This window comes from Enterobacter cloacae complex sp. 382A5 (assembly GCF_050031095.1).
Lineage (GTDB): Bacteria > Pseudomonadota > Gammaproteobacteria > Enterobacterales > Enterobacteriaceae > Enterobacter > Enterobacter cloacae.
Genome location: NZ_JBLGVK010000001.1, coordinates 4,749,674 through 4,776,146, shown reverse-complemented (window position 1 = coordinate 4,776,146; position 26,473 = coordinate 4,749,674). Strand labels below are relative to the sequence as shown.

The following is a 26,473-nucleotide window of genomic DNA, read 5'->3' as shown; positions in this document are numbered from 1 at the left end:
GGCGGACTCCACTCGAACAATAAAAGAAAACTATTGAATATTCATGATTGTTGGCGCACATCGACATGACCCAATGAGGGGGATGTGCGAACCGCTATCTGCGGTTATACACGCCATCGTTGAAACAACCTGAACGATATTGTGTTTATGCCCGGCCAGGATCGCTGGATCCCGATCGGGACCGCGGATCATAGCCTAAACTGAGCCAGAGATCTTCTGTTTCTCACAGATTCTTCCCGATTTATCCACAGGAAGATCCGAAACCGGGTAAGTGTAAACGATCCTGGCGGGAGTGCCCCACGATTTAGCCCGCATATTGGAAAATTTAATGAGAACAGACAATTTTTTGCTTAAATGATCTAACGAAGATCCAGGACGATCCTTGCGCTTTGTTGATGAGACCGTATAATCCTCGACCCGGCGCGTGATGCTCTTCTTCCTGCGTCGTCCGTTGCTCATTTTCCACGCGAAATCGTGCGGAAATACGCGGGAAATAAGGAAAGAGAATTGACTCCGGAGTGTACAATTATTACAATCCGGCCTCTTTAATCACCCACGCTGAGGCGTTAGTCGTTCGAATCTCGTTCGGGTATACGCAAAAGTCAGTGAATTTATTCAAGTTTAGGTAGAAATCGCCATGAAACGCACTTTTCAACCGTCTGTACTGAAGCGCAACCGTTCTCACGGCTTCCGTGCTCGTATGGCTACTAAAAATGGTCGTCAGGTTCTGGCACGTCGTCGTGCTAAAGGCCGCGCTCGTCTGACCGTTTCCAAGTAATAAAGCTAACCCCTGAGTGGTTAAGCTAGCATTTCCCAGGGAGTTACGTTTGTTAACTCCCGCTCATTTCACTTTCGTCTTCCAGCAGCCACTACGGGCTGGCACGCCGCAAATCACCATCCTCGGCCGCCAAAATTCGCTGGGGCATCCCCGCATCGGTCTTACTGTCGCCAAGAAAAACGTTAAGCGTGCGCATGAACGCAACCGGATTAAACGTCTGACGCGTGAAAGCTTCCGTTTACGTCAGCACGAACTGCCTTCTATGGATTTCGTGGTGGTGGCGAAAAAAGGGGTTGCCGACCTCGATAACCGTGCTCTCTCGGAAGCGTTGGAAAAATTATGGCGCCGCCACTGTCGCCTGGCTCGCGGGTCCTGATAGCCCTCATTCGGGTCTATCAACGCCTGATTAGTCCGCTACTCGGGCCACACTGCCGTTTCACGCCAACATGCTCAAGCTACGGAATTGAGGCATTGCGCAGGTTTGGAGTGATAAAAGGCAGTTGGTTGACGGTGAAACGCGTATTAAAATGCCACCCTTTACACCCAGGTGGAGACGACCCCGTCCCCCCAGGACCCTTTGATACCAGAGAACACTAACGATGGATTCGCAACGCAATCTTCTTATCATCGCTTTGTTGTTCGTGTCTTTCATGATCTGGCAGGCATGGGAGCAGGATAAAAATCCTCAACCCCAGCAGCAGACCACGCAGACAACGAGCAGCCAGGGGAGTGCCGCCGACCAGGGCGTACCGGCCAGTGGCCAGGGGAAACAGATTACGGTTAAGACCGATGTGCTTGAGCTGACTATCAACACCCGTGGTGGTGATGTTGAGCAGGCGCTGCTGTTGACCTACCCGAAAGAGCTGAAGTCTACCGAGCCGTTCCAGTTACTGGAAACCACGCCAGAGTTTATCTACCAGGCGCAGAGCGGCCTGACCGGTCGTGATGGCCCGGATAACCCGGCTAACGGTGCGCGTCCACTGTACAACGTCGAAAACGACACCTTTGTACTGGCTGATGGCCAGAACGAACTCGTTATTCCGATGACCTACACCGACGCGGCAGGCAACACCTTCACTAAAACCTTCACCCTGAAACGCGGTGAATATGCAGTGAACGTGGGCTACAGCGTACAGAACGCCGGTGCGAAACCGCTTGAAGTATCGACCTTTGGTCAGCTGAAGCAGTCCATCAATCTGCCGTCTCACCGTGACACCGGAAGCAGCAACTTTGCGCTGCATACCTTCCGTGGCGCGGCATACTCCACGCCTGACGCGAAGTATGAGAAATACAAATTCGACACCATTGCCGATAACGAAAACCTGAACGTCAGCTCCAAAGGCGGTTGGGTGGCAATGCTGCAGCAGTATTTCGCAACAGCATGGATCCCAAATAACGACGGTACCAATAACTTCTACACCGCGAATCTGGGCAACGGTATTGCGGCTATCGGCTACAAATCTCAGCCGGTTCTGGTTCAGCCGGGTCAAACCGGTAAGCTGGCAAGCACCCTGTGGGTCGGTCCGGAAATCCAGGACAAAATGGCTGCTGTTGCACCGCACCTGGATCTGACCGTTGACTACGGCTGGTTGTGGTTCATCTCTCAGCCGCTGTTCAAGCTGCTGAAGTTCATCCACAGCTTCCTGGGTAACTGGGGCTTCTCCATCATCGTTATCACCTTCATCGTACGTGGCATCATGTACCCGCTGACCAAAGCGCAGTACACCTCCATGGCGAAGATGCGTATGCTGCAGCCGAAGATTCAGGCAATGCGCGAGCGTCTGGGCGATGACAAACAGCGTCAGAGCCAGGAGATGATGGCCCTGTATAAAGCAGAGAAAGTGAACCCGCTGGGTGGCTGCTTCCCGCTGCTGATTCAGATGCCAATCTTCCTTGCGCTGTACTACATGCTGATGGGTTCCGTTGAGCTGCGCCATGCGCCGTTCGCGCTGTGGATCCATGACCTGTCCGCACAGGACCCGTACTACATCCTGCCGATCCTGATGGGCGTGACGATGTTCTTCATCCAGAAGATGTCTCCGACCACCGTGACCGACCCGATGCAGCAGAAGATCATGACCTTTATGCCGGTCATCTTCACCGTGTTCTTCCTGTGGTTCCCGTCAGGTCTGGTGCTGTACTATATCGTCAGCAACCTGGTGACCATCATCCAGCAGCAGCTGATTTACCGTGGTCTGGAAAAACGTGGCCTGCATAGCCGCGAAAAGAAAAAGTCCTGATTCGGTAAGTTAACGCTAAAATAAGGGCGGTCGATTGACCGCCTTTTTTATTTGTATTGAACGAGAGCAACCATGAGCCATAACGACACTATCGTCGCCCAGGCAACCCCACCGGGACGCGGTGGTGTAGGCATTTTGCGTATCTCCGGCCTGAAGGCGCGCGAGGTCGCTGAAGCGGTACTGGGTAAACTGCCAAAGCCGCGCTACGCTGATTATCTGCCGTTTAAAGACAGCGACGGTACCCCACTGGACCAGGGCATTGCGCTGTGGTTCCCCGGCCCGAACTCCTTTACCGGTGAAGACGTGCTGGAGCTGCAGGGTCACGGTGGCCCGGTCATCCTCGACCTGCTGTTAAAACGTATTCTGACTCTGCCGGGCCTGCGTATTGCGAAGCCTGGCGAGTTCTCCGAGCGTGCTTTCCTCAACGACAAGCTCGACCTGGCGCAGGCCGAGGCGATTGCAGACCTGATCGACGCCAGCTCTGAACAGGCGGCTCGCTCTGCTCTGAACTCGTTGCAGGGCGCTTTTTCCGCACGCGTAAATCACCTTGTGGAAGCACTTACTCACCTCAGGATCTACGTCGAAGCAGCGATTGACTTCCCGGATGAAGAAATTGACTTTCTCTCTGACGGTAAAATTGAAGCCCAGCTCAATGATGTGATGGCCGATCTCGATGCCGTTCGCGCCGAAGCGCGCCAGGGGAGTCTGCTGCGTGAAGGGATGAAGGTGGTCATCGCGGGTCGTCCAAACGCCGGTAAATCGAGCCTGCTGAACGCCCTCGCGGGCCGTGAGGCGGCGATCGTGACCGACATCGCCGGGACCACCCGCGACGTGCTGCGTGAGCATATTCACATCGATGGCATGCCGTTGCATATCATCGACACTGCGGGTCTGCGTGATGCCAGCGACGAAGTGGAGCGTATTGGTATCGAGCGCGCCTGGCAGGAGATTGAGCAGGCCGACCGTGTGCTGTTTATGGTAGATGGCACCACGACCGACGCCGTAGACCCGGCGGAGATCTGGCCGGACTTTATCGCCCGTCTGCCAGCTAAACTGCCGATCACCGTAGTGCGTAACAAAGCAGACGTCACCGGCGAAACGCTGGGCATCAGCGATGTGAATGGTCACTCACTTATCCGTCTGTCGGCCCGCACCGGCGAGGGCGTTGACGACCTGCGTAACCATCTCAAGCAGAGCATGGGCTTTGACACCAGCATGGAAGGCGGCTTCCTGGCGCGGCGTCGCCACCTGCAGGCGCTGGAAGAGGCGGCACGTCACCTTGAGCAGGGCAAAGCCCAGCTGATTGGCGCATGGGCGGGGGAATTGCTGGCGGAAGAGTTGCGCCTGGCGCAGCAGAATCTGAGTGAGATCACCGGGGAGTTTACGTCGGACGATCTGCTTGGGAGGATCTTCTCGAGCTTCTGTATCGGGAAGTGAAGTTATAGACTTGAAAGAAAAAGAAGTCAAAAGACACCAAAAGAAAACAAACTAAAATATTGATTTTGAACACAAAAAAAATAAATCTAACGATGTTTTTTAGTTTTCTTTTTACTTCTCCTGTGTTCTTTTGGTCATATATTGCCCTGTGTGTTCCCCAGCCATATAATCGTGGGGAACACGGGGAAAACCATCAATGAAAGTATCTATCGAAAAGCGACAGCCAGACCGCGAAGGAAAACGCTCTTTGCGCTTGGTATATTACTACGGTTCCAACGTTGAAGACGGGCAACGTAAACTGAAACGTTCACACGAGCCACTAGACATCTTCATCTATGACAAACCGCGCTCTCCAGCAGAGCGAGAGCACAATAAAGAAGCTTTAAGGATCGCTGAAGCTGTGCGATCTAAGAGACTGCTTGAAAGCGAGACATCAAAGCATAAGCTGGAGGATCGAACTAAACTCTCTGCCAGTTTCTTCGATTATTACGATTCAGTTACCGATAGCAAAGCTTCTGGCAGTAAATCCAATTATTCAATTTGGGTCTCAGCCGGACATCATCTGAGACGCTACCATGGGCGAGCAGAACTCACATTCGAAGATATTGATAGAGCCTTTCTTGAGGGTTTTAAAACTTATCTTTTGAAAAGTGCAACGACGAAATCTGATCAACTGCTGTCAAGAAATACAGTAAGCAGTTACTTCAATAAAATAAGGGCGGCCCTGAATCAGGCATACCAAGAGGGGATTATCAGAGATAACCCTGTTCGGACGGTGAAAAGCGTTAAACCAGAAACAAACCAAAGGGTTTATCTGACTCTGGAAGAGATAAAAGCTATGGCAAAAGCTGAATGTCGCTATGACGTGCTTAAACGAGCCTTTCTGTTTAGCTGCACAACAGGACTGCGCTGGTCTGACATACAGAAGCTAGTTTGGTCAGAAGTGGAAGAATTTGAGCAAGGCCATTTTCGAATCATTTTTAAGCAGAAAAAAATCCAGAATAGAGGAACGGCACTTCAATACCTCGACTTACCAGATTCAGCGGTAAGGTTGATGGGAGAGCGCAAGGATAACGATGAACGCGTGTTTAAAGCATTGCGATACAGCAGCTATACCAACGTAGCGCTACTTCATTGGGCAATGCTTGCTGGAATAACCAAGCATGTAACTTTCCATGCCGGTCGCCACTCGTTTGCAGTTAACCAGCTTGCGCGGGGCTTAGATATTTATTCATTATCACGCTTGCTGGGCCACAGTGAACTGAAAACAACTGAGATTTATGCTGATATCTTAGATCAAAGAAGAAGGGACGCAATGCGGAGCTTTCCTGATATTTTTGCCGACAGTCTTTAAAACAGAACAATAGACATAGGGCCAAAAAAATTAATTTCTTTGGCCCCTGATTATTCTCGAACTCACTTCCTTTGAAATTTCTGTGTTTGTCTTGACCCGGTTGGACTGTAGCCAATCGATCACTTCTTCCCGCTTAAAATAAATCCGACAACCATTTGGTTTGTAAAACGGAATAACATTTTGACTGGTTAACTTGTATAAATGACCTTTTGACAACCCTGTCAGCTCAGCACAGTCATCAATGTTCAGCATTACCTTTTCCAAATTAACTTTGTCTGCTCCTGACGATCTAGCGAGCATGTTTTTTATCTCAGCCAGTTCTTTCAAAACACTATTAAGCAACTCTGTCTCTTGCATAGTCATATCTACTGAAACCCATAAATAATCGACTGGTTTAGTCTACCAACACAGGTTTCAGATCCTCGGCTCTGGATCTGCCCTTTTAGGGCGCGAACAAAGTTATTAACACCTGAACATGGTTCAACTATAGGTATCTTTATAGGATTTTTTAAAGGCAATACCTATAGGTTTAGGGGGGGGGTAATTATGCGTGGCAAGGGGGGGGGATTATGCGCAGATCGTCAGTAGTCAGGGGGGGGTAATTATGCGTAAAAAGGGGGGGCGATTATGCGTGGATAAAATCCAAAACCAACAGGGTTTTCCACAACTTTGCAAAGCAATAACATAAAAAAAACCGGCACATGGGCCGGTTATTAATTTAATTACGGTATGGAATCGGTGGGGGGCTGGACATCATCAAAATTCCGCCAGTCACTCTCTTAACTTTTGCATCCGGGTAAACAGAAAGAACTCTCTTTAAAGCAGGAAGGAATACCTTTTTAAAATTCCTGTCAGCGTCGTCTCCGGTGTATTCTTGACCAAACTGCTCACGTAAATTACGCCAGTACAATACAACAGGCCTACCACTAATTCGATGTAAACGATCCGCAAGCATGGCATAAATATCCATTGCCAGTGCACTGCTATTAAGCTGATTTAAAGCTCTTAAATCAAGCGGCACTGCATGTTCGCTTAACGTCGCGAAGTACTCCTGAGAAAATGTAATAACACCGGGCCATAAAGCACCTTGATTATCATTGTTACCAATCCAAGCCTCAAATTTTTGGATTGGCTTACCATCGTAAGTGATCGCTTTGTCAGCAGTACTAAAACCAAGCGTAATACTACAAGCAGACAACGCCATAACCTGTTTACGGAAGTTTGTATAGCTTCCGTTTTTCCCTCCTGATGAATCCTTGCCCAGTTGTTTAAGGAAGCCTCTAGCGCTACTGCCGACATCAATCTCCGGTGACTTAGAGCGTAAGGCCTGAGTGTTCAGATATGCCATTACCAAACGGGGCATTGGCCCATAGGGAACCGGCTGCTGAACAAACTGTTTTCCATCCCATATTTTACCCGCTCGAACGTAGAGACCAGCAGCACCGCAGCGCCTTTCAAACTCAACTCCATTTACTCTTGAACGAGGTAAACCGATCTGGCACATAATTGAGTGCATAAAAGTGAAATCATTGGGTGAGGGTGGATCTGAATTAATCCTTACAGAAGCATCTATTAATTCAGAATCAGCCCGACTCAAGACTTGTGATTTACCATTATGTTTTATTTCAATATCAGTCTGATACTGAGCAAGTAGTTGGCTAAATGGCTTCATTACTTACCCTGCGGGAATCAAGCCATACCTCCAACTGATCTAATCTGTATCTTAATGTTTTATCGCCACTGATCTTATATGGTTTGGGAAATGAGGGGTCGTTTGTGCGGATTCGCTGAAGCGTTGGCACAGATATTTTAAGTAAGGCTGTCACCTCATAGACAGAGATCATCTGCAGGTGACTGTAATCTTTTTCATTTAAAGTTTGCTGCATAAATTTCTCCAGCATCATCATTGATTTACTGGAGAAATTTTGAGGGTGAACCCCCGTAAACATGGCCTCTGTAAGTGCCCTATTTGGGCACCTTGAAGATTTATTCCAACACAAAAACTTTCACATGTGAAAGTTTCTCATTGATAAACATCAACCACCATTGCCATCCAAGTCAGGAAAGATTTCACGCGCTTTGTCGTTTCTAATTTTGTCCACATTAATCCCTTTCAGCCGCTCCATGATACGTTCTGAGGCGTCTTGTCGAGTACCATCAATATTAAAATCACTTCCAGCTCCCGTTAAAGCATCCAAGTTTAACGATGCGGGATCAGGAAGTTTTCCATTTTGCTGAAGTATCCCCAACCATTCGTCTAGGTTGACCTTACTCCAATCAATATCTGCTATTCGATCCAATGGAATTCCGCCGCATTGAGGTGCGCGCACATCACCAAAGTTAAGACCCAATTGTGGCCGAACTTGCTCCTGGATAATTCTGGATAGTGGCGAGTTGAAACAGCAATAGGACTCTCTCTCCTCCACACATGCTCCCAGCACTTTGGACTTGCAGTAAGATCCAACGTATGTGCAGCTATTCAGTGCTCGTTTAGCATTCATAGTGAATTCCTTTTCCTCACACTTCCAAATCATTTGGATCATGACCATCGACACTACATAGACAGTGTAAACAGTCATAACGGTGCTTAGCATGGCGGCACCTTGTTGGCCGAGGATTTGTTCAGTCATTGATTCAGGAGCCCCGGCAGGTACGCCTGCGGCCCCCGTCGCAGAAGCATTCCCTAGAGCTTCAGAAGTCAGCTTGGTAATTTGCTCCTTTAATGCGCCAATAGTATCTTGGGCAAACTGTTGAACAGGCTGGAGAAAACTATCAACCGCTCCACTAATATTTTCTATATAACTTGCAAAAGGCTGTGTTATTTCGGTCCAGCCAGACATTACGGGGTCTCTTAATACTTGGTATGCTCCTTTCACGGCACTGCCATCAGAGAGTCCCATAACGGCACCGTCTAGCTTAGGCACGGCCATAATCAAATTGAGATAATCAGCAAACGAAATATTCGTCGGCTTTTCACAACAATCTGAGACACCACCCACAGCAATCTTGCATTCCCCAGCCTCACCGGCAAAAGCTGAACACATCACATTTTCTTCACCAGTGGGGTTATCATCATCATTTTGACCAGTACAACTCATATCCTGAGTCATGAACTGAGCTGCATTCAACAATGCAGATGCACGAGCGAAATCAGTGCTTTGTGACTTTGTTATATCGAGACAATCATCCCCCATACACCTAATGGGTCCACCACATTGATACGTCGTTTCTTTCTCTAAAGTAGGTATTGATATGTCCGTTCCGCAGTCGTAGGTATCTTTAAACACATAACACTTACCCGAGGAACCCTCTGCTCCATCAATACATTCAGAACTAATAAATCCACACTGAGGATTATCCTCGTACATCTGGCAACTGTTTAGATTTCCACCAGTATTTACAGGGCAGTGTGTTTCACCTTGAGGATCTGTCCAGCAGTCCATTTGCCCCTTATAAAAGTCATAGTCGGCTTTAACTCGAACCTTTTTGCACAGCTTTGGAATGCCAGGGAAAGGTGACGGTTTCAGTTGGGATTCGCAAACTTTGATCCCGTTGATGACTGTGCAGCCTGTAGCATCAGTCGGGTCATCTATACAAGTGATCTCGCCTTCCGCAAAACCATCTACAACCCCTTTGGCTGAATCCATGCAGCTCTGTGGAGCCCACTCATCCTTGGTAATGGCTTTTGATGGGTCATAGTGTAGCTTTATGCGGCCAAAACCCTCACCTGCGCCAGTTACTGAAACGCGGATCTTAAACGTAACAACATCACCATCTTTCACATTCTTGAAATAGGGAGTGACATCAACATTAGGGTTTCGCTCCCAACTTGTTGACAATTCACATCGGCCAGCCGTTTCTGGAGGGAAATTGCCGTCAGGGCCGGACCATACTTTAGTTTCCTGACCTGATTTACCAACCCAAACTTGCATGTAGTCATCCCACTTGGCGTACTCAAGCGTTGCAGACACTATGGCGTCTGGATTACTGACTTGGACCCGCGTGTATTCCTCATAAATCGAACAGTTGCCACTCCAGTAGTCGTTACCCACTCGGCCAATCCACAACTCAGTACAGCCATCTCCACAAGATTTGAGGTTATATGGACCATCATAGTGCTTCACAACTGAGGCGTCGTAGTCATGGACAACCTCACAGTCCGCGCTTTGATCTACAACACGCTGACACCGTTCATACTCTGGAATGTGGGCGTTGATAGTATTCTGATTAATGGTTGTTTCGGCAGAACAATCCCCAAAGCCACCTGCGATGAGGTCCATATCCTCATAGGTCTTTTTGCTTAGATTTAATACCGGGTCATTACTGAAATCAGGGCGTGAGCGATTGGCCGCATCCATGAGAACTTGATATGCAGAACCTGATATTGAGGGATTGGAGCTGTTGGCGTCTTGGAATAAATTGGCTTTTGCCTCATTACCAAACTGATCCATAGCATCAGCATCACTAAATATCTGTTCTAGCTCCTCTGGAGATGCTGCATCAGGGAAATACTCTGCGGTATTTTGACCAGGTTGAACTCCAGGAAACAGTTCATTTATGTTTATGGATGTTGATTGACCATTACCGACTGGTAGAGAAATTTTACCATCTTGAATCTGAGCAGAGTTTTGCTTAACTCCGTTCGCAATAGATAAACCAAATTGTTTGGCATCACGACCAACAGCTCCGATGTTAGGTTCCTGATTACCAGCATAAGAATGTATCGGAAGAACTGAGATGGTTAAACATAGGAGCGAGGCAACAAACCTCGTCATGATGGGCGGCATAGTGGACATAGCATTTCTCCAGCTTTTTAGTTTGGATAATGCTATGTCGCTCTCTCATAAAAATTAGCATCGCTATTTGCCCTTTTGCGGCATACGCGGATGTATTCAGGCAGCTTTTGAGACCCGGCAGAATGGGCATTCAACACATGTTCGCTGATTAATTGACGTAAAAAAAGTGCATTGGCATTGCTCGCAATGCTCTATCATTGCCTCTCCATTGCGCAGTTCAGAGGCAAGACACCAGGCATCTGTAATGTCGAAGGGCTCCCATTTTCCTCCCTTCATACCTGGTACTTCTTTACGGATAGCGTGATACATCCTAAACGCTTTATTCAGAGCGCTAATATCTACAGAACGCTTAACCTTTTCCCCTCCAAGATTTGAATAGAGCTGCATTAAAAGCGATGCTTGAATTTTAGATGTCTGACTGTGGATCAGCGTCGCTCCACCACGGAATGTCCTGGATTTCTTATCCTTCACATCATATCTGCAATATTCAAGCTCAGCGTACAGCCTGCGAACTTGCTTATAAGTCAAACCAGTCTCTAGGATAATTATCTTTGTGATATAACCCGCCAATGCCATGTGCCTTGCCTTTACCCAGCGAGATAACGAACCAGATGTAAAACATTCACTCATGATTATCTCCACACCAAAGATTGCTGAATCTTTTTTAATAAAATCGGCGTTGTATCGGCAAGAGCTGCTGATAAGAATTGATCGAGTACGCCAATATCAAATCTCAATGAAAATCTAATAACGACCCTATGCGATAACGACCTTAACTGGCTGTTTGAGGAGGCGGCGACTGAGGAAGCAAGACCAGAAGATACACCAAAACTTTGCATCGCCATGTCCAAGTTTCTACTAGCTAACTTATTAAGCAATAGCCAGTACGCTGCGTCAAAGTCGTCCACAACATTTTTAAGGCATATGACAGAATCGTAGCTACCGGCAAGAGTATCGATCACTTCCATTTGATCTGTTTCAAGTTTAAAGCTAAGAAGAACTCCACTCGCTAATTGTGAAAGATAACTGTCAGGAGTTGACGCCAATTTATTAACAAGATCTTCTGGAAGAGAAAAATGATTGCTAACCTGGGATGGCGCATTGGCTGATAAAAGCTTCAGTAGTGTCCACAGAGTCAAATCAAACTCAAAAATATCTTGGTCTGGCTTCTCTTCACTCAATTGAACGGCAAACTTGTCAAAGCTACCAATAACATCACGTTCTAACGGCTCTAAGGCATACATCAGTAGTCCTCCTTACTTTATTCACTGATTAACTTTGTCATCAATCATAAATACCATGACTTTTTGATAATGCAACGCCAAATACTGTATTTTTTTACAGTATCATTTTATGGTGCTATGAAGATTTGCATTTCTGAACGATAATCTATAATCGGTTACATATTAATCAGGAGGCGTAAATGAAAAAGGCGCTATTCTCTTTGTTTTTAATCGTAAGTTTGTTCTATTCGTACAAACTTCTTGCCCTATGGTCGCTCATATTTTTTGTAGTCGGAGTTTCTCTGCTGGCATCTTTAAAGATTGGTAAAAGAGCCAATCTAATCAGTAGTTCCGGGAGTAAAACGAACACATTATCTGGGCGAGATCTGTTTGCAGACGTCACATACAACCCTGCCACAGGATCTCCAATGGTAAGTGACGTAGATGTATCCGGAAGCTTCTATGGATTGAATAAAAACAAAGGCTCCTGAGAGCCTTTGTTTCTATTAATTATAGACTTAACGTTAACTGCCTATCTTTATATCTTAATAACGGATACCGTTGAGGCGACGAAAAAAAACCTATCAAAATGTGTTTATTAAGTTCCGGATGCTCTCTGATTACATTGTTCAACACCGAACCATCGACGATAAATTTTTTATTTCCACAGGAGATTGGCTTTTCGTTTAGCCATCTCCCTTCCCCCAGTAATATCATCACTTTAAGCTCTTTAATGGCGCGTCTATATTCAGCTCGTCTGCTCATTAACGGCCTCCTTTGGCTACAGATAAGTATCTTGAAACAGGCGCTAAATATCCGCCCGCTTGGTCTTTACCTGCCCCCGCAGAACTTTCAATAATCGCAGCCATTTTATCTGCCAATGCGTTATCACCAACCTCTTCTCTGAGATTTTCTCTTAGTTCTCCAGAGCGCGATGAATCGCCGCCCATCAACGATGCAGCAAACAATTCTGCTCCTGCCTGACTATTCAAACCATAATCATATCTTGCAGTATCCATTGCTATCTGCCTGAATTCGTCACCATATTGCTGAACAAACTCAGCAGCCTTTCCAGCTCCAGCCTCGCTTGCACTTGCTAATGCAGAAGCAAAAAACATCCCTCTTTCTCTAACAGACATTCCCTGTGCTGCCTCTGAAAGATCTGACTTACCGGTTAACCATTCTTTACCGGCTTCAAATCCACTGATCCCCACACCAATGATATCCCTACCCAGATTTGCAGCACCTACAGCCAGGAAGCCTCCAAGACCATACTCTTGCTTGACGTAATCGTCCCCTTTCTTTGTGTCCTCAATAAACTGATCTCGTTGTTCCGGAGTCATCTGGGCTAACTTAGACATCGATTGCCCAAAACTCTCTGCGAACCCTTCTTTGGCGGCTCCTGCGCCACCCACAACTTGCTGTACAAAACGACCTGCGCCCTCAGCACCTGCAAACAAAGCACTGGATGTTGACGGGGCCAAATCGGATGCCATGATCTGTGCTCTTAACGCAGGCAAGCGGTCATTAAGATATTCATTTCTGCTTGTCCCATAACTCTGCTCAAGTTGCTGGATACCCTTTTCATGAGCGTCACGAACAGAATTTTCAGATCCAATACTGCCTGATTCAGCTAAAAGCTTTTGTTCATTGCTCATTCTTTCCGGTGCCGAAAGTGCGCTCGAATTTTCAACTGGCGAGACATAGCGCGGAGCATCCTTTACCAACATTGCACTTTGACCAGGTTGATTAAAGTCAATACCACTGTTGCCACCAGTGGCCTTTGCTATTGCACTGGCTGCAATTGCTTGTTCAGATGGAGAGTTGGAATTGAGCATAGCAAACAACTGCCCTCCAACTATTGCCCTCTGGGAATCAATACCTAAATCTTGGTAATGCTGGGCTTTTCTTTGCGCAAAATCTCTTGTCTCTGGCGATGACTGTCTAACACCATCTGACAATGACTTACCGGCTGACCAGTTGTTCAGAACTTTGTCAGCTAACGCGCTAATATTATTGTTGCTAGTAGTCCCGATAGTTTGCTGAGCCTGAGATAACTCTTGGTAGGTTTGTTGCGAAGACAAAAGATCAGAACTGGATTGCATGAGCTGCTTTCTCTGCTCTTCACCTAAACTCTGGGTAAAACGTTGACCTTTATCAGTAGACACTTGCCGTGCCAAATCACTCGTTAATGCTGAACTGTCATCTTTTGTAAAACCGAGTCCGCGAGATAAAGAGTCAATATCAGAACTAAGCTGCTGTCTACTATCCTGACTCTGCGATTGCGCAGATACATCTAAACTACCGTTCATAGATACCGGATTAGCGGCATTTACAGCGGCACCAACCGGTCCTGTAAAAGCAGCAGCAAGTTTTCCGGCATCCACTCCAGCGCTAGCACGCATAGCAATAGCTCCTGCCACAGCATCCGTGTGAGAAGCATTTATCCCACGATCAGTAACGTAGTTCTGCGCCGCGGACAAAATACTTTTAGCCTGAGTTGAATCGGACGCTCTCAGGGTTTGTCCTAATGATTGTAGTTGTGAATAAGTCTGTTCTGAACCATGTCCAGAAAACACACTATTACTTAATTGGCTAGCAAAGCCTTTCTGGGCCTGTGCAGTAGCAGCAGAACTACTGCTAAGGGCATTACTTACGGTACTTCCTAAGTTAATACTATCAACTAACGACTCACCTCCAGAGGTCATTGTTCCAGCAATTCGGGATTGATTAAATTGTGGTTGTTGGCTCAAAACAGAACCACGGTCCACTAAGTCTGGAGACATTAGTTTTTCATTGACTGTATCACTCGCACCCACTCGTTGGGCGAGACTATTGAAGGCATATACTGAGCCAGTTACTAACATCAACGATAGGACTGGCGTTGCTGCGGCCATCATTCCACCTATCCCTATCCAACGCTCAATTTCGGCCCCAGCATATGCAACGCCTTCAAATGAGGATAAGTTCCCTGTGGTATATTTTGCGAGCGCCTGCTGCCCCATTATGTAAATGAATAGATTGATTACCGACATAATTGGCAACCAAAGTTGTACCCATATAAGCATTTGAAGATACTTACCAACCAATAGCAAACCTTTAGAACCTAGCACCATCACAAATGCGGCTATGGGCGTAATCGCATAGGCAAACCCCTCTACCAAGGTCATAAGAGGTTGAATCGATTTTACAAACAAAGACTGTTCGGCTGCATATTGCGTATTTCGCTGAGACTCAGCTTGAGTGAGCATGATTTGTGCGTACGGATCATTCATATCACTGTAGTACTGAGCAAAGCCACGCTGTACGATAGGTTGCAGAAAATTGGCTTTTATAAAATCACCTGCGGCCACATTCGTAACCTGCAGGCGATACAAAGCGTCAGATGTAGCATTCAAAGCATCAGTGGTAGACAGCAAATAGCCAAGGGCTTGTTGCGAAAGGCCAGAATTGAATGCAGTTTCAAAGGATTGGCTCAACTGAATCCAGCCATCTGTACAACTGGGATCTGTCGGGCCTGATGGAGACAGGAACAATCGGGTCCCATATATTTGTGAATCAAATCTGAGAGCTGTACGCCAATTCTCTGTGTTGATTTGATCCTCATTTGACTCACCTAATGAAAATTTAATTGCTGTGCATTCCGATATGTAGTTAGTCAGGCTTTTCTTCATATCAACAGCACCGCCTCCTAGGGAATCATTCCAGACAGTCCATAGTGCTGACTCCATTTCGTGATTTCTGAGCTTTGATAATAGCTCTAAAGAATCCATGAACTTTGATTCAGTCACACTCGCGACAGGACTATATGCAACCTCAAATAATTTTGTGAGACCAAATCCAACGCTTGAGATTATAGAACCAGCGGCGGCTGGACCAACAGGTACGTTATCCACTACTCGCACTTGTCCGTTGTACGCGTCCTCAATAGTTACCGTAACGCCGGATCCAAAGGAAATGGCATACACGAGCCAACAAGCAAAAACTTGATGTAAATCCCAGGATTTAGCTCCCTGGAATAACGACTGAAATGAGATGACAAGAGCGCCAATTAAAAGGCCAATACTTACCATGCGTTCAAAATCACCGGTGCCAGTAGCCATCGCCACAGCAATCATTATTTGCTCTAGAAATGCGGCATCACCGACGGAATAAATACTAAAATCCATTAGTTACTCCTTTTTCCCTGATGCTTGGGCCGCAAGTAAAAGCCGCTGCTTCTTTGTGACATCAAGTAAGCTGTTGTAATACCCCATCAGATCACTTAGCTTCCCGTGTCTCACAATTAATTGGTCATACTCTTGTCTGACAACAGCCCGAGAAGCATCAAGTACATCAACAGCTTTTTGTTGATAGGCATTATCACTGTTAGCTAACGCAATAGTTGTTGCCCGGTATATCTCCTCAATAAACCTGTAGGTTATATCTAGCGCTATGATGGTCTGTGCTTGCTGAGCAAACTGCTCTGCTGTATCACTGGAAACAGCAGCAAGATTTCGGAAGAGTGAGCCAAAGCTACTGGGGAGATTTGATACAAAAGCTATCTCGGCAGAACTTAACGCCCCAACATTGTTTGCATATTTATAAATCAATCCAGGTGAAGAATCAGAACCAAGAAGTAAATCTGACATTTGATTGCCAATACCCCTGAGCTGAACACTCTTCAGCTCAGAACCAGCAGAAATACAGTTAACCGTATCACTGTCACATGAATAAACTTTAACAGAGCCACCTGAAATGAGATCTCCAAGGGTAATTCGATTCCCCGGTAAGGTGACGATGGGATTAGTACTGTTGTCTGCTCCAGCAAGATTTGGATCATTAATTAAATCACCAATGACAACGGCACCAGTTATAGACATCATGGCTTCAAGCAGGCTGTTATCCCCGTACAGGAACCATGAGCTTACACTATTCTTTTTGAGTTGCTTCCAGACAATATTACCTATCATCTCTTGGTAGGCCTGTTGCGAGTTGTCTTTCAGCGTCTTGATTGCCGTTTGTCCATCCGTTTCCTGCGTTGCAGAAAACATGTCTTCAAATAAGCCTTTGGTCGATGCTTTTGTACGAGTATCGTTCTTTAGTTTTGTGTCAAAAGCACTTAGTGAATCGTTAACAATACCCTGAGCTAACTGACAAGAATTGCCTAAATGCTGGTTCAAAGCCTGAACTTTCTTCTGAAAGTTTTCTATCCATTTGGCACCATCAGGAAAAACATTATCCAGAGCTAGTTGAAAAGCATAGCCCTTTGCATTTGCTGCCACAGCTCGCATCAGTTGAACAATCTGATCTGCATTCACAAACGATAAAGAACCACCGAATAGATCAACGCCACCACACCCAGCTTTCCAGGATGGAGGGACAAAGCTAACTAGGTTTTCATCAAAAATACGCGCTTTGGTGGTCACACGCCCACCCGCAATAACTCCACGGCGTTGTGTCTGATGAATACCCGGTCTGGTTGTATTACTCATTTCGTTGAATAGTCTATCCATCTCGGACTGAAGCCCTTCAGCCGAGGCATGAGTGGCGACGACAGAGAAGATGATTAAACAAGAGGCAGATAGTGTTCTAATGTAAGGGGGAGAGACTCTCATACTGTTGCTCCAATAGGTTTCGTGTCACCCGAAAGCCTACCGAGCAAATGAGTACAAACCGAACTGCCAAACTGTCCAATTTGGGCAGTCCAAATAAAACTTTCACATGTGAAAGTTAATCATTGAATAATGTCGGCAACTTTGTCACGTCCGTACAAACTTATGATTTTTAAAAAGTTTTACTTAACCCTTGTTGCATTTTCACAAACCAATGGCACTCTATTTCTAAAAGAGGAGCTTTAAATGAAAATGAATATGTCAACTTCCGTAAGTTCAGCTACAGCCTTGTTCGCCGCCATTATGCTCGCAGGCTGTGCTACAACCCCAAAATCCTATAATCCAGAGATGTCCAGAGCGCTAAACTTGGCAAGAGCTGGGGGTATTTATGACCAAGATCTGAGAGACTCAGAAGATGGGCGGAACTCATATAAACAGTCTCTATTGATGAAAGCGCTAAATGTCACAAGCTTGGCCTCATCGCTTGATGCTCCATTAAGAGGATTGAACGGTCAGCAAACTCTCATGTTTAACACTGCAAGCATTCTTACATCACCGGATAACCCATCCGCTAGGCCAAGTTTGATGGCATGGATGCCTGCATCAATGGCTAAATCCTCAGAAGATGCTTATAGCAACTATATAAACCTAATTGATAATGCCGTTGCGGTAGCCGCGAAATCTATGAACCTGGATTTAACTAAAATAGTGGAAAGTACAGCGCCTAAGATTGATGGAAACCCCTTAATTATGTGGGCAGTAATGGCTCCGCAATTTGGCTGTGATGGCTCAAACTGCGTAATTGCATACAACGTTACAATGCCGAATCCTTGGAAAACACCAGCCTTTGTGGGCAATGGTAATATTGATAGCTTTAATCTGGCCGCTAATAACACAACCAAATATTCTCGATTGATTTTCACCCAGGTCAGCGACGTGAAATCATTTCCAATGGACGATTTTTACAAAAGTACGAGCCGAGCGCTGCCGGAATGGGCAGTCATGTATTTCCCGCCCAGTAGTGTGTTCCAGGATGGCAAAGCTTTACCATATCCAGTTATCTATGAAAAAGGCCAGCAATTGCTATTTAGGAAGGCACAATGAGTCTGTGGCATGAAGAACTGGAACTGGCTTTGCTAAATCTGGAGGATTCAAAAGCCAGTTGTGATGTGATGACTTACGTGATCAGCAACATTCTAGCCAAATCAGACATTCCACATCAGTGCAGAGTAGGGTTTGTTGAAACAGTACATAGCAAGACACAAATCAATCCGCATTGCTGGATAGAGCTAAAGGATGGATGGGGTATAGATCTGACTTTACGCCGGTGGTTGGGTGACGAGGACCGATGGCCGTATGGAGTATTTAGGCTTTCAGACTATCCACAGGTTCAATTCTGGGGAACGCCCCTGTTTGCCCCGAAGCTAGACGATGAGGAAATTAACGCTATGTCCGATCATCTAATTGAGAAAGTAAAAATACCAGTTTGTTGCTGAATTATTCAGCATTGATAACAGGGCCGTTTAATACACATATATTTATTGATCAGAGCGGTTTTGATTGTGTTTGTTGTATAAATACAAACTTCCGAACGTCACAATGGTAAAAAATGCGAGCAAACTTAACATTGCAATAGTAAAGGCATCCACGGAACTGAACCTCTCTTGTAAAACCTTATATACTTAGAGTCTAACTAAACTAGCGAGATTTACCAGTGGCAAAAACACTAGACCAGATCTTGGAGCAGGAGAAGCCAGAAATTGTAGCCGAGGCCAGACGCAAGGCATCAGAGATACTCCACCTCTTGGATGAGCAAACGGCCAAGCAGGCTCATGAAACCGATTCAGTAGATTCCTATCACCATATGTAGCAAAGGGCCAGACAAGCTGGCCCTTTGCTTTTCTTAGTAATTACATCACTAAGTACGGTTCATCGTTGTCGCTTTCAGCTATCGTCAAGTCAATAGTGAAAGTGATATCGATTCGCTCAACAGTCCGATTACACTCACAAGCATACTCAACCTGCAGGCTTTTAAACATCGCTTCAGCTTCATCATGAGAAGTAGCTTCTACCGTTTCAACAGCCAACTCACCTTCTTTTTCAGTGTAGTTAACCCCACGATAATACACGCGGCCACACACATCGAATTGATGGATCTCTGTTTGATTTTGTCCCAACATATTAATTCTCCGAAAGTTTAATAGCCGGGACTTAGCCCAACCGGGCAAAGTACCCGGTTGGGTTATTTAATTAGGGATTAGGCTTCAGGCATGTTGCGTATAGTGAAGGACTCACAAACACCATGCCCGTAAAGCACCGCATTTCCCTGGGGATTTTGTTCCAAAAACTTGCGCGTGGCTTTGAGAGCTGCCCTATAACCAGCATCAGAAGGCTGATACTCTCGCGTTCGCTTTTTTTTGTTTACTAGAATCAGTCGATACATTAAATCTCCCTCAACTTTGAGCTGACAATAATTTCCTGGTGGAACCTATTACAGCGCGTTCTGCAACCAGCTCACCCTCAAGCGGAGCGCATTCGACAGCATCGGAGACACCAGGTTGATTGCTACCGGAGGCAGCTTTCAACCATTCACCACACAATGAACTGCTATTAATTACCAATGGACTGACGACCCGTACGGGCCGCGTTTTTCTCAATGATCGATATGCAAGAATCGAAGCCTTATTTAGTAATTTGGCGACAATGTTAGCCCCGAAAGCAATGACGCCCACGGTAACAATCATGATCAAAACGAACGTAGAAAAGTACATAAACACCTCCAATTAGATGGAATTGAAGGGGTTACACCGCAGAACCGGTGAACCCCGGTTGCGGGATAAATTGATAAAATGCTGTTTGTTTTTGGCGACCAGCTATCGCACATACTCAGCACGGGGCTGAAGTTAATTCAAATTTAACAGCTCAGTTCTGAATCGACACGCGCTGTATTGGCCCTTTTTGGGCACAATTAAACAATGCAGGAACTATTTTTATTATGCAGAAGCCCCCATTCCACCTGCTTTTTATCGTAATTACGATAATTATGATAATACGGTAATTACAAACGGTAATGCGGCGAACGGAAGGTCTGATTAAGGAATATGACATAGGCATAGATGGCTTTTAATCAGCAGAGCCGGTGTTTTTTGGGCGTGGAGGTTCTCCAGGACGGTTAAGTAATTCCCACAAGAGTCGGAACGCATAAAAATGATCCCGTAATGTCGTGGAACTCAATCCTTGATGCCTAGTGTAATACCGATGGATATGAGCTCTTCCGATTTGTGATGGTGCGTTGACCCCTTTTTCATTGGCAGCGATATCATTTAAAGCCGCAATTAGCCTTTTTACCATCGCTCGCCGAGCAGTCTTCCCTCCGTGCCGCACATAAACATGGCTTCTTTCTCTTACCCATTTTTCCATCAATTACCCCAAATAACTATTTGTCACATCGATGCGACCGTGACCCAATTCCAAAGCCACTTCAGTTCTGATTTCTTTGTCCAGCATTTTGGCGTGAGCTATTGATACTCCAAGTTCTTTGGCTAAATATTCATAGTGCTCTCGCCCATGTTTAACACCTGCTTTTACCGGGCAATCAGCACGCATCAAAGTTTTGTAGCGCGTTTGAGCGTAGTGGTGCCGTTCGCCGTGGAAGTTCACCGGATGGCGGCCGATCTCCCGGTAGGCTTCTTGCCGAAACTCACGATAATTCTTCTCGGCGGGGATCATGCTGCGGCCATCCTGTATGGCGGCGGCTCGCTGGAGTGCCGTAATTTGAGCATCACTGGTGATCGGAACAGTGCGCGCCCGGCCACCCTTGGTGCCATCTTTTATGCTCACGGAGCCAGTTTTCTCGGCCTCTCTTAGTGCTCTGGCTGCATCCAGCTTGGCCGATTCCTCGAACCGCAGACCGAAATTACGCTGTAGTTCCAGCAAAGCCCCAAGGCGCTCGGAGGCTGCCCCCATTGCGGCATTATGGGAAGCTTCCGAAACACTTCGGTCGCCAGTGGCGATACCTGAGCGCTTTGGAAGTCCCCCCTCGGAGACAGGATCTACACGTACCTGTCGGTCGCCACGCGCAATCTCCATCACCCGATTCACTGCGCTCAGGTAGTTCTGCGCCGTGGATGGCGCAATTTCTCCCCGCTCGTAGCGATCATTAAGGTGCGCCGCATAAGCGACCAAATGAGCCTTTTCTATATCCCGCATGTCCTTTATGCCCTGTTCGGACTTAATCCAAGCGCTAAAAACGCTCCATCGGTCATGAATAGTGGCTATGGACTGAAAACTCTTCATCCCCTCCTTGAGAGCGTTCAGGGCAGCCTTGTTTATATCTCGGCTACGAAGGCCAAAATTCCGTGAATCCGGATTAGTCCGCTCTGAACGCATTGTTCCCCCTAACTCTGTTAATCAAAATTGTTATTTTGTTGGCCCGTCCGTATCCAGTGGTAAGTGAAACGCAGTTTTTTAATTAGCTCTGCATGCTAAGGCCAACGTTGGGATCTTGCCCAAACACAGGACAGTTAAACCCGATGTCCACGGTCATTAATTACGAACTGTACTGCTATGGAGCGAACTGCTCATTCCATTGGCTGGTCTGTTCCGACGGAACAAACTGCCAGCAGATCCGGCTGGTACTGTCGTGTCATTCTTTGGAAAGGAAAGCGCGAAGCGCGCCAACCGCCGAAGGCGGTATAATTCGCGCACATTCGTGCGCGGTGCGAAAGCCTAGAGCCCTTGAGGCTCAAGGCTTCCGTCGGGGGCTCTACCCCCGTCTCTGTTTACGCCTACGGCGACAGAGACGGGGTGGAGCATCGAGCAAGTTGGGTATTCCAACACTCGTCCTGATTTTGAGGGTGGTCCTCTTTGGTTTGGCAGCTCGGAATCGAGTACCAAGGACACGATATTGCTTTGAGCAAAATCGCGGTATGGAAGCCTTTTAACTTGTGCAATACACAAGCACAGGCAGCAGCATAACGCTGCAAGTATAAAGATGATAAACATCGAGTCTTCCTCCGGGGAGATTGTTACAGATGGAGGAATGCCCATAGGGGACAGTCCCCCTGAGGGTTAAGAAATGAAGGCAATCGCCTTAGTTTTGCAGAATGCTGTTTGAAGGCCAGCTACCAAAAACACTTTATATACTAATCAAATGGATACAGTAGTCAAGTCGAGCATAACATCGTAATTTGATAACCTTTAGGTCGTTTTTGGATGGCTTTTTGATGCAGTACAGATATAGTAACCATGAAGTTTGCTTGAGAAGTGGCTTTTAGATTGTTTTTCGATTGCTTATGAATGTAAAGCTCAACATTTTTTATCAGCAAGCTGCTTTTCGGTGGCGTTTTGGTTATTTAGATCAATCTAATTTAAACAATCAACCGCCAACTGAAGTATCGAAGTTACAAGCACCAACCTAAGTTATAGGTGCGAAAAATATTTAACACACAACTCACAAACAGTAATGAGAATCAGTAATAAAAGGTATAATAATGCACTCAGTACACATGTCATCATTCAGAGTTTTAACTAAGCAAAGATCAAGAAAATCATACAAGCTTGGAGAGTTAAATGGTGATAACAAACTGAGCGCCTATGAAATTACAAAAAAAATACTCCAAAGCAAAGTTAACATCCCTCTGGAAGATCAAGATTCAAAACTAATTGTATCTATACCAACAGGAAACTTAACTTTTGATGATTCAAAAAGAATTATATATGGCTATGTAAATGCGGGCCGTTATGGAGAAAACTACACTGTTAGACAGAAGACTCTATCATCAACAAATCATAAAAAAGTAACTCATGATGAAGTCACTGAGAAAAAAAGATATATTTTTATCTATCTACCGGATAGCTTAGATACTGGAATTTTTGCATTCCATGAAACATCTCGATTAAATGCAAGAACTCCAATAAAAAGCACAGTAGAACTTGGGTTTAAAGCGCACAATCCTTCATTGGAAGCGAGAATACTACCATTACTACACAAAGATATACCTCAAACTATTAAAGACTCCCCTGTAATAGAAATAAAAGCTATTGGCTATAAAACAAGTAAAGACACCGCAGATGCCATGCGATTAATTGGTGACAGAATGACCGCCGACTTTGTAATAAAAAACAAAGGTTATTCAATGGGCTATATCAATGATTATCTCGGAAAATCTCCTTCACAAAATAAGTTAATAGATATTTTAGAGCCAAATAGTGATAAAATAAAAATAACAGCACAGGTGAATGGAAAAAATAAAATTTATGATTTAAGAAATATAATAGCAAAAGGCGTATCTGTAACGTTGGATGATGCAAGTCTGAATATAAATCCAATAACCAACGAACCTAATCAAGCCGACCTACATAACTGTGTAAAAGAAGAGATAAATGATTATATTTGTGAAATATACGGCAAAGGATATTGTATATGAATAAAATAAATATATTTTTCTTGATAAAGAATCACATCTCCAGTTTTAAAAATGAAGATTCAGATAGTTTATCTAAATCAGATATTTTCTTTCATCTTATATTCCCAATCATAGCTTCTGGAACAATATGCTTTTTATTCAAAGTAATGCCGAGCTCAGTAGTTGGCATAATGGTTAATTTCGGAGCTATAACAACAGCATTATTAATGAGTGCTGTCGTAATGGTTTATGATCAAAAGAGTAAGCTCATAGATAAAAAAGATAATGAGACTATCGCAGATAAAATAACCTCTTACTTGAAGCACATAAATCTTTACAAAGAATTATGTCACAACATTTGCTATGCAATCCTTACATCAATACTAATTGTAATACTTTCAGCAGTAATTTCCTTCTACGATTCGAAAATCAACACTGGGTTTAGTTACTACTTTTTTATTACATGTTCATTTTTTTGCTATTCATTATTTATTTCTACAATGATAACATTTCTAATGATATTAAAAAGATTCAGTATTATATTAGATAACTAAGAACAGTATAGAGGTATTATACTGTTCTGTATTAAAAATCATAAAAGCTCTGACAAGATTATAGAACTGCCATCTCTTAGCTCAATTAAATTATCTGGCTCAGAACAAAACCACGCATAAGTTCCCCACGCGAGTTCTGACATTGCTTTTTTGAATGGAGCGGCTGAACGATCTTGAAATGCAGTTACAAAAGCAAGATTCTGGGCAGAGAAGCCAGCTTCAATAGCTATCTCAGTTAGCTTCTGTTTACGCATAGAGTTAATTGGACCATCTGAAGCAACAATTTCAATAAAAACAAATAACATGTCACTACCGTCAGTCTTGGTCCCAAGATCAACTAAAATAACGTCAGGTAACGTTTTTGAAGGGTCAATTTTGAGCTTTAACCTACTCGCAAGATCAATACCAACCTTTTCCCCTGACTGAGACAACCATAATACGGCTGGCGTCTTTAAAAACTTCCGAGCGAATTGTTCGATCACCGCCTTACCTATTACGCCTGACGGACCAGACTCAAGCATTACTAACCCAGAATTAGGTAATGTCGCGGTTATCTGATCTGATGCTGCGGCAGTGGCATGCGCACCAAGTAATCGAATTCGACTTAAAGCGGCAGCATTAAGATGAGAGTTCTGCCAGCTACGAATTAAAGCCTCTAAATCATCCCCAATTAAATCTACATTGAACAGAGCTGCAAATGCTTTTGACATTGCGTATTTAGGAAGAGGAGTTGTCACGGGCAAACCAGTGCGTTCAATAACGGCACCAAGGGCTATAAACCCATATCGAATAGTTTCATCTCTGACAGGTTCTCGAGAATTTGGAGCATACCAGGTCGTAACAGGCCTATCTTTCTTACTAGATAGCGCCTGTGTCGTTTTCAGAAGACGGCTGCACTGAACGTCAGAAGCCGACTGCACTATAGCAGCGGAGGGGTTGGATCCATCAGGCAACGACGGGCTGCTGCCGGCCATCAGCGGACGCAGGGAGGACTTTCCGCAACCGGCCGTTCGATGCGGCACCGATGGCCTTCGCGCAGGGGTAGTGAATCCGCCAGGATTGACTTGCGCTGCCCTACCTCTCACTAGTGAGGGGCGGCAGCGCATCAAGCGGTGAGCGCACTCCGGCACCGCCAACTTTCAGCACATGCGTGTAAATCATCGTCGTAGAGACGTCGGAATGGCCGAGCAGATCCTGCACGGTTCGAATGTCGTAACCGCTGCGGAGCAAGGCCGTCGCGAACGAGTGGCGGAGGGTGTGCGGTGTGGCGGGCTTCGTGATGCCTGCTTGTTCTACGGCACGTTTGAAGGCGCGCTGAAAGGTCTGGTCATACATGTGATGGCGACGCACGACACCGCTCCGTGGATCGGTCGAATGCGTGTGCTGCGCAAAAACCCAGAACCACGGCCAGGAATGCCCGGCGCGCGGATACTTCCGCTCAAGGGCGTCGGGAAGCGCAACGCCGCTGCGGCCCTCGGCCTGGTCCTTCAGCCACCATGCCCGTGCACGCGACAGCTGCTCGCGCAGGCTGGGTGCCAAGCTCTCGGGTAACATCAAGGCCCGATCCTTGGAGCCCTTGCCCTCCCGCACGATGATCGTGCCGTGATCGAAATCCAGATCCTTGACCCGCAGTTGCAAACCCTCACTGATCCGCATGCCCGTTCCATACAGAAGCTGGGCGAACAAACGATGCTCGCCTTCCAGAAAACCGAGGATGCGAACCACTTCATCCGGGGTCAGCACCACCGGCAAGCGCCGCGACGGCCGAGGTCTTCCGATCTCCTGAAGCCAGGGCAGATCCGTGCACAGCACCTTGCCGTAGAAGAACAGCAAGGCCGCCAATGCCTGACGATGCGTGGAGACCGAAACCTTGCGCTCGTTCGCCAGCCAGGACAGAAATGCCTCGACTTCGCTGCTGCCCAAGGTTGCCGGGTGACGCACACCGTGGAAACGGATGAAGGCACGAACCCAGTGGACATAAGCCTGTTCGGTTCGTAAACTGTAATGCAAGTAGCGTATGCGCTCACGCAACTGGTCCAGAACCTTGACCGAACGCAGCGGTGGTAACGGCGCAGTGGCGGTTTTCATGG

24 protein-coding genes are annotated in these 26,473 nt (G+C 46.0%); 10 read left to right on the top strand and 14 right to left on the bottom strand.

The genetic code is table 11. The features are described from left to right. Nucleotides 1–637 precede the first annotated feature (637 nt). From rpmH to ACQG2G_RS22560, 6 genes are all read left to right on the top strand, one after another. A complete protein-coding gene (gene rpmH / locus ACQG2G_RS22585; protein ID WP_000831330.1) occupies nucleotides 638–778 on the top strand; it encodes a 50S ribosomal protein L34 in 141 nt (46 codons plus the stop codon). Nucleotides 779–794: 16 nt separating this feature from the next. After that, nucleotides 795–1,154 (top strand): ribonuclease P protein component, encoded by a 360-nt coding sequence (gene rnpA / locus ACQG2G_RS22580; RefSeq protein ID WP_028028049.1) that lies wholly within the window; start codon nucleotides 795–797, stop codon nucleotides 1,152–1,154. Beyond that, complete coding sequence (gene yidD, locus ACQG2G_RS22575; RefSeq protein ID WP_001307474.1) at nucleotides 1,118–1,375, top strand: membrane protein insertion efficiency factor YidD; 258 nt, start codon at nucleotides 1,118–1,120, stop codon at nucleotides 1,373–1,375. The genes rnpA and yidD overlap by 37 nt, the downstream gene beginning before the upstream one ends. Before the next feature lie 2 nt (nucleotides 1,376–1,377). Continuing rightward, the gene (gene yidC / locus ACQG2G_RS22570) at nucleotides 1,378–3,018 is read left to right on the top strand and encodes a membrane protein insertase YidC (protein ID WP_020685445.1); all 1,641 of its coding nucleotides are present in this window, start codon (nucleotides 1,378–1,380) and stop codon (nucleotides 3,016–3,018) included. A 72-nt stretch (nucleotides 3,019–3,090) separates the two neighbouring features. Then, nucleotides 3,091–4,455, top strand: a complete 1,365-nt coding sequence (mnmE, locus tag ACQG2G_RS22565; protein WP_020685446.1) for a tRNA uridine-5-carboxymethylaminomethyl(34) synthesis GTPase MnmE — start codon at nucleotides 3,091–3,093, stop codon at nucleotides 4,453–4,455. Nucleotides 4,456–4,651: 196 nt separating this feature from the next. Further along, a complete protein-coding gene (locus ACQG2G_RS22560; protein WP_000868608.1) occupies nucleotides 4,652–5,809 on the top strand; it encodes a site-specific integrase in 1,158 nt (385 codons plus the stop codon). Nucleotides 5,810–5,839: 30 nt separating this feature from the next. Here ACQG2G_RS22560 and ACQG2G_RS22555 read toward each other — a convergent pair whose 3' ends face one another. From ACQG2G_RS22555 to ACQG2G_RS22530, 6 genes are all read right to left on the bottom strand, one after another. Continuing rightward, complete coding sequence (locus ACQG2G_RS22555) at nucleotides 5,840–6,166, bottom strand: helix-turn-helix domain-containing protein (protein WP_001158411.1); 327 nt, start codon at nucleotides 6,164–6,166, stop codon at nucleotides 5,840–5,842. Between the two features lie 361 nt (nucleotides 6,167–6,527). Continuing rightward, nucleotides 6,528–7,481, bottom strand: a complete 954-nt coding sequence (locus ACQG2G_RS22550; protein ID WP_000802152.1) for a replication protein RepA — start codon at nucleotides 7,479–7,481, stop codon at nucleotides 6,528–6,530. Further along, on the bottom strand, nucleotides 7,468–7,695 hold the full coding sequence (locus ACQG2G_RS22545) for a helix-turn-helix transcriptional regulator (RefSeq protein ID WP_223805430.1): 228 nt from the start codon (nucleotides 7,693–7,695) through the stop codon (nucleotides 7,468–7,470). The genes ACQG2G_RS22550 and ACQG2G_RS22545 overlap by 14 nt, the downstream gene beginning before the upstream one ends. A gap of 150 nt (nucleotides 7,696–7,845) precedes the next feature. Beyond that, nucleotides 7,846–10,605, bottom strand: coding sequence for a conjugal transfer mating pair stabilization protein TraN (gene traN / locus ACQG2G_RS22540; protein ID WP_000106055.1), 2,760 nt, complete (start codon nucleotides 10,603–10,605; stop codon nucleotides 7,846–7,848). A 96-nt stretch (nucleotides 10,606–10,701) separates the two neighbouring features. Then, the gene (locus tag ACQG2G_RS22535; protein WP_032471366.1) at nucleotides 10,702–11,235 is read right to left on the bottom strand and encodes a FlhC family transcriptional regulator; all 534 of its coding nucleotides are present in this window, start codon (nucleotides 11,233–11,235) and stop codon (nucleotides 10,702–10,704) included. A gap of 2 nt (nucleotides 11,236–11,237) precedes the next feature. Next, the gene (locus ACQG2G_RS22530) at nucleotides 11,238–11,849 is read right to left on the bottom strand and encodes a hypothetical protein (protein ID WP_000271073.1); all 612 of its coding nucleotides are present in this window, start codon (nucleotides 11,847–11,849) and stop codon (nucleotides 11,238–11,240) included. Between the two features lie 179 nt (nucleotides 11,850–12,028). On the opposite strand from ACQG2G_RS22530, the gene ACQG2G_RS22525 reads away from it, so the two are divergent. Further along, nucleotides 12,029–12,319, top strand: coding sequence for a hypothetical protein (locus ACQG2G_RS22525; protein WP_000709417.1), 291 nt, complete (start codon nucleotides 12,029–12,031; stop codon nucleotides 12,317–12,319). A 19-nt stretch (nucleotides 12,320–12,338) separates the two neighbouring features. Here the strand turns inward: ACQG2G_RS22525 and ACQG2G_RS22520 are convergent, their stop codons facing one another. Genes ACQG2G_RS22520 through ACQG2G_RS22510 form a run of 3 tightly spaced genes read right to left on the bottom strand, consistent with a single transcriptional unit; the run spans nucleotide 12,339 to nucleotide 17,323 of the window. Beyond that, the gene (locus tag ACQG2G_RS22520; RefSeq protein WP_000091004.1) at nucleotides 12,339–12,593 is read right to left on the bottom strand and encodes a hypothetical protein; all 255 of its coding nucleotides are present in this window, start codon (nucleotides 12,591–12,593) and stop codon (nucleotides 12,339–12,341) included. Continuing rightward, nucleotides 12,593–15,997, bottom strand: coding sequence for a conjugal transfer protein TraG N-terminal domain-containing protein (locus tag ACQG2G_RS22515; protein WP_000347733.1), 3,405 nt, complete (start codon nucleotides 15,995–15,997; stop codon nucleotides 12,593–12,595). The genes ACQG2G_RS22520 and ACQG2G_RS22515 overlap by 1 nt, the downstream gene beginning before the upstream one ends. A 3-nt stretch (nucleotides 15,998–16,000) precedes the next feature. Then, entirely contained in the window at nucleotides 16,001–17,323 is a 1,323-nt protein-coding gene (locus ACQG2G_RS22510) for a conjugal transfer protein TraH (RefSeq protein WP_226343065.1), read from the bottom strand. A 345-nt stretch (nucleotides 17,324–17,668) separates the two neighbouring features. On the opposite strand from ACQG2G_RS22510, the gene ACQG2G_RS22505 reads away from it, so the two are divergent. Together ACQG2G_RS22505 and ACQG2G_RS22500 are read left to right on the top strand one after the other, a co-directional pair. Further along, nucleotides 17,669–18,526, top strand: a complete 858-nt coding sequence (locus tag ACQG2G_RS22505; RefSeq protein WP_000783472.1) for a hypothetical protein — start codon at nucleotides 17,669–17,671, stop codon at nucleotides 18,524–18,526. Then, nucleotides 18,523–18,918: a hypothetical protein gene (locus tag ACQG2G_RS22500; RefSeq protein WP_000060801.1), complete on the top strand. Its 396-nt coding sequence runs from the start codon at nucleotides 18,523–18,525 to the stop codon at nucleotides 18,916–18,918. Before ACQG2G_RS22505 ends, ACQG2G_RS22500 begins: the two co-directional genes overlap by 4 nt. A gap of 414 nt (nucleotides 18,919–19,332) precedes the next feature. On the opposite strand, the gene ACQG2G_RS22495 is transcribed toward ACQG2G_RS22500, so the two are convergent. The 3 genes from ACQG2G_RS22495 to ACQG2G_RS22485 all read right to left on the bottom strand — a co-directional run bounded on the left by ACQG2G_RS22495 (nucleotide 19,333) and on the right by ACQG2G_RS22485 (nucleotide 21,718). Next, entirely contained in the window at nucleotides 19,333–19,602 is a 270-nt protein-coding gene (locus tag ACQG2G_RS22495; protein WP_000901447.1) for a hypothetical protein, read from the bottom strand. Nucleotides 19,603–19,679: 77 nt separating this feature from the next. After that, nucleotides 19,680–19,865, bottom strand: a complete 186-nt coding sequence (locus tag ACQG2G_RS22490; protein ID WP_000286063.1) for a hypothetical protein — start codon at nucleotides 19,863–19,865, stop codon at nucleotides 19,680–19,682. 980 nt (nucleotides 19,866–20,845) lie between these two features. Next, nucleotides 20,846–21,718: an integrase domain-containing protein gene (locus ACQG2G_RS22485; protein WP_031951562.1), complete on the bottom strand. Its 873-nt coding sequence runs from the start codon at nucleotides 21,716–21,718 to the stop codon at nucleotides 20,846–20,848. A gap of 1,196 nt (nucleotides 21,719–22,914) precedes the next feature. Here ACQG2G_RS22485 and ACQG2G_RS22480 point away from each other — a divergent pair. Beyond that, nucleotides 22,915–23,850: a hypothetical protein gene (locus ACQG2G_RS22480; RefSeq protein WP_000556384.1), complete on the top strand. Its 936-nt coding sequence runs from the start codon at nucleotides 22,915–22,917 to the stop codon at nucleotides 23,848–23,850. Between the two features lie 571 nt (nucleotides 23,851–24,421). On the opposite strand, the gene ACQG2G_RS22475 is transcribed toward ACQG2G_RS22480, so the two are convergent. Beyond that, nucleotides 24,422–25,357, bottom strand: a complete 936-nt coding sequence (locus ACQG2G_RS22475; protein WP_000929142.1) for a BsuBI/PstI family type II restriction endonuclease — start codon at nucleotides 25,355–25,357, stop codon at nucleotides 24,422–24,424. A 100-nt stretch (nucleotides 25,358–25,457) separates the two neighbouring features. After that, complete coding sequence (gene intI1 / locus ACQG2G_RS22470) at nucleotides 25,458–26,471, bottom strand: class 1 integron integrase IntI1 (RefSeq protein WP_000845048.1); 1,014 nt, start codon at nucleotides 26,469–26,471, stop codon at nucleotides 25,458–25,460. Nucleotides 26,472–26,473: the final 2 nt, after the last annotated feature.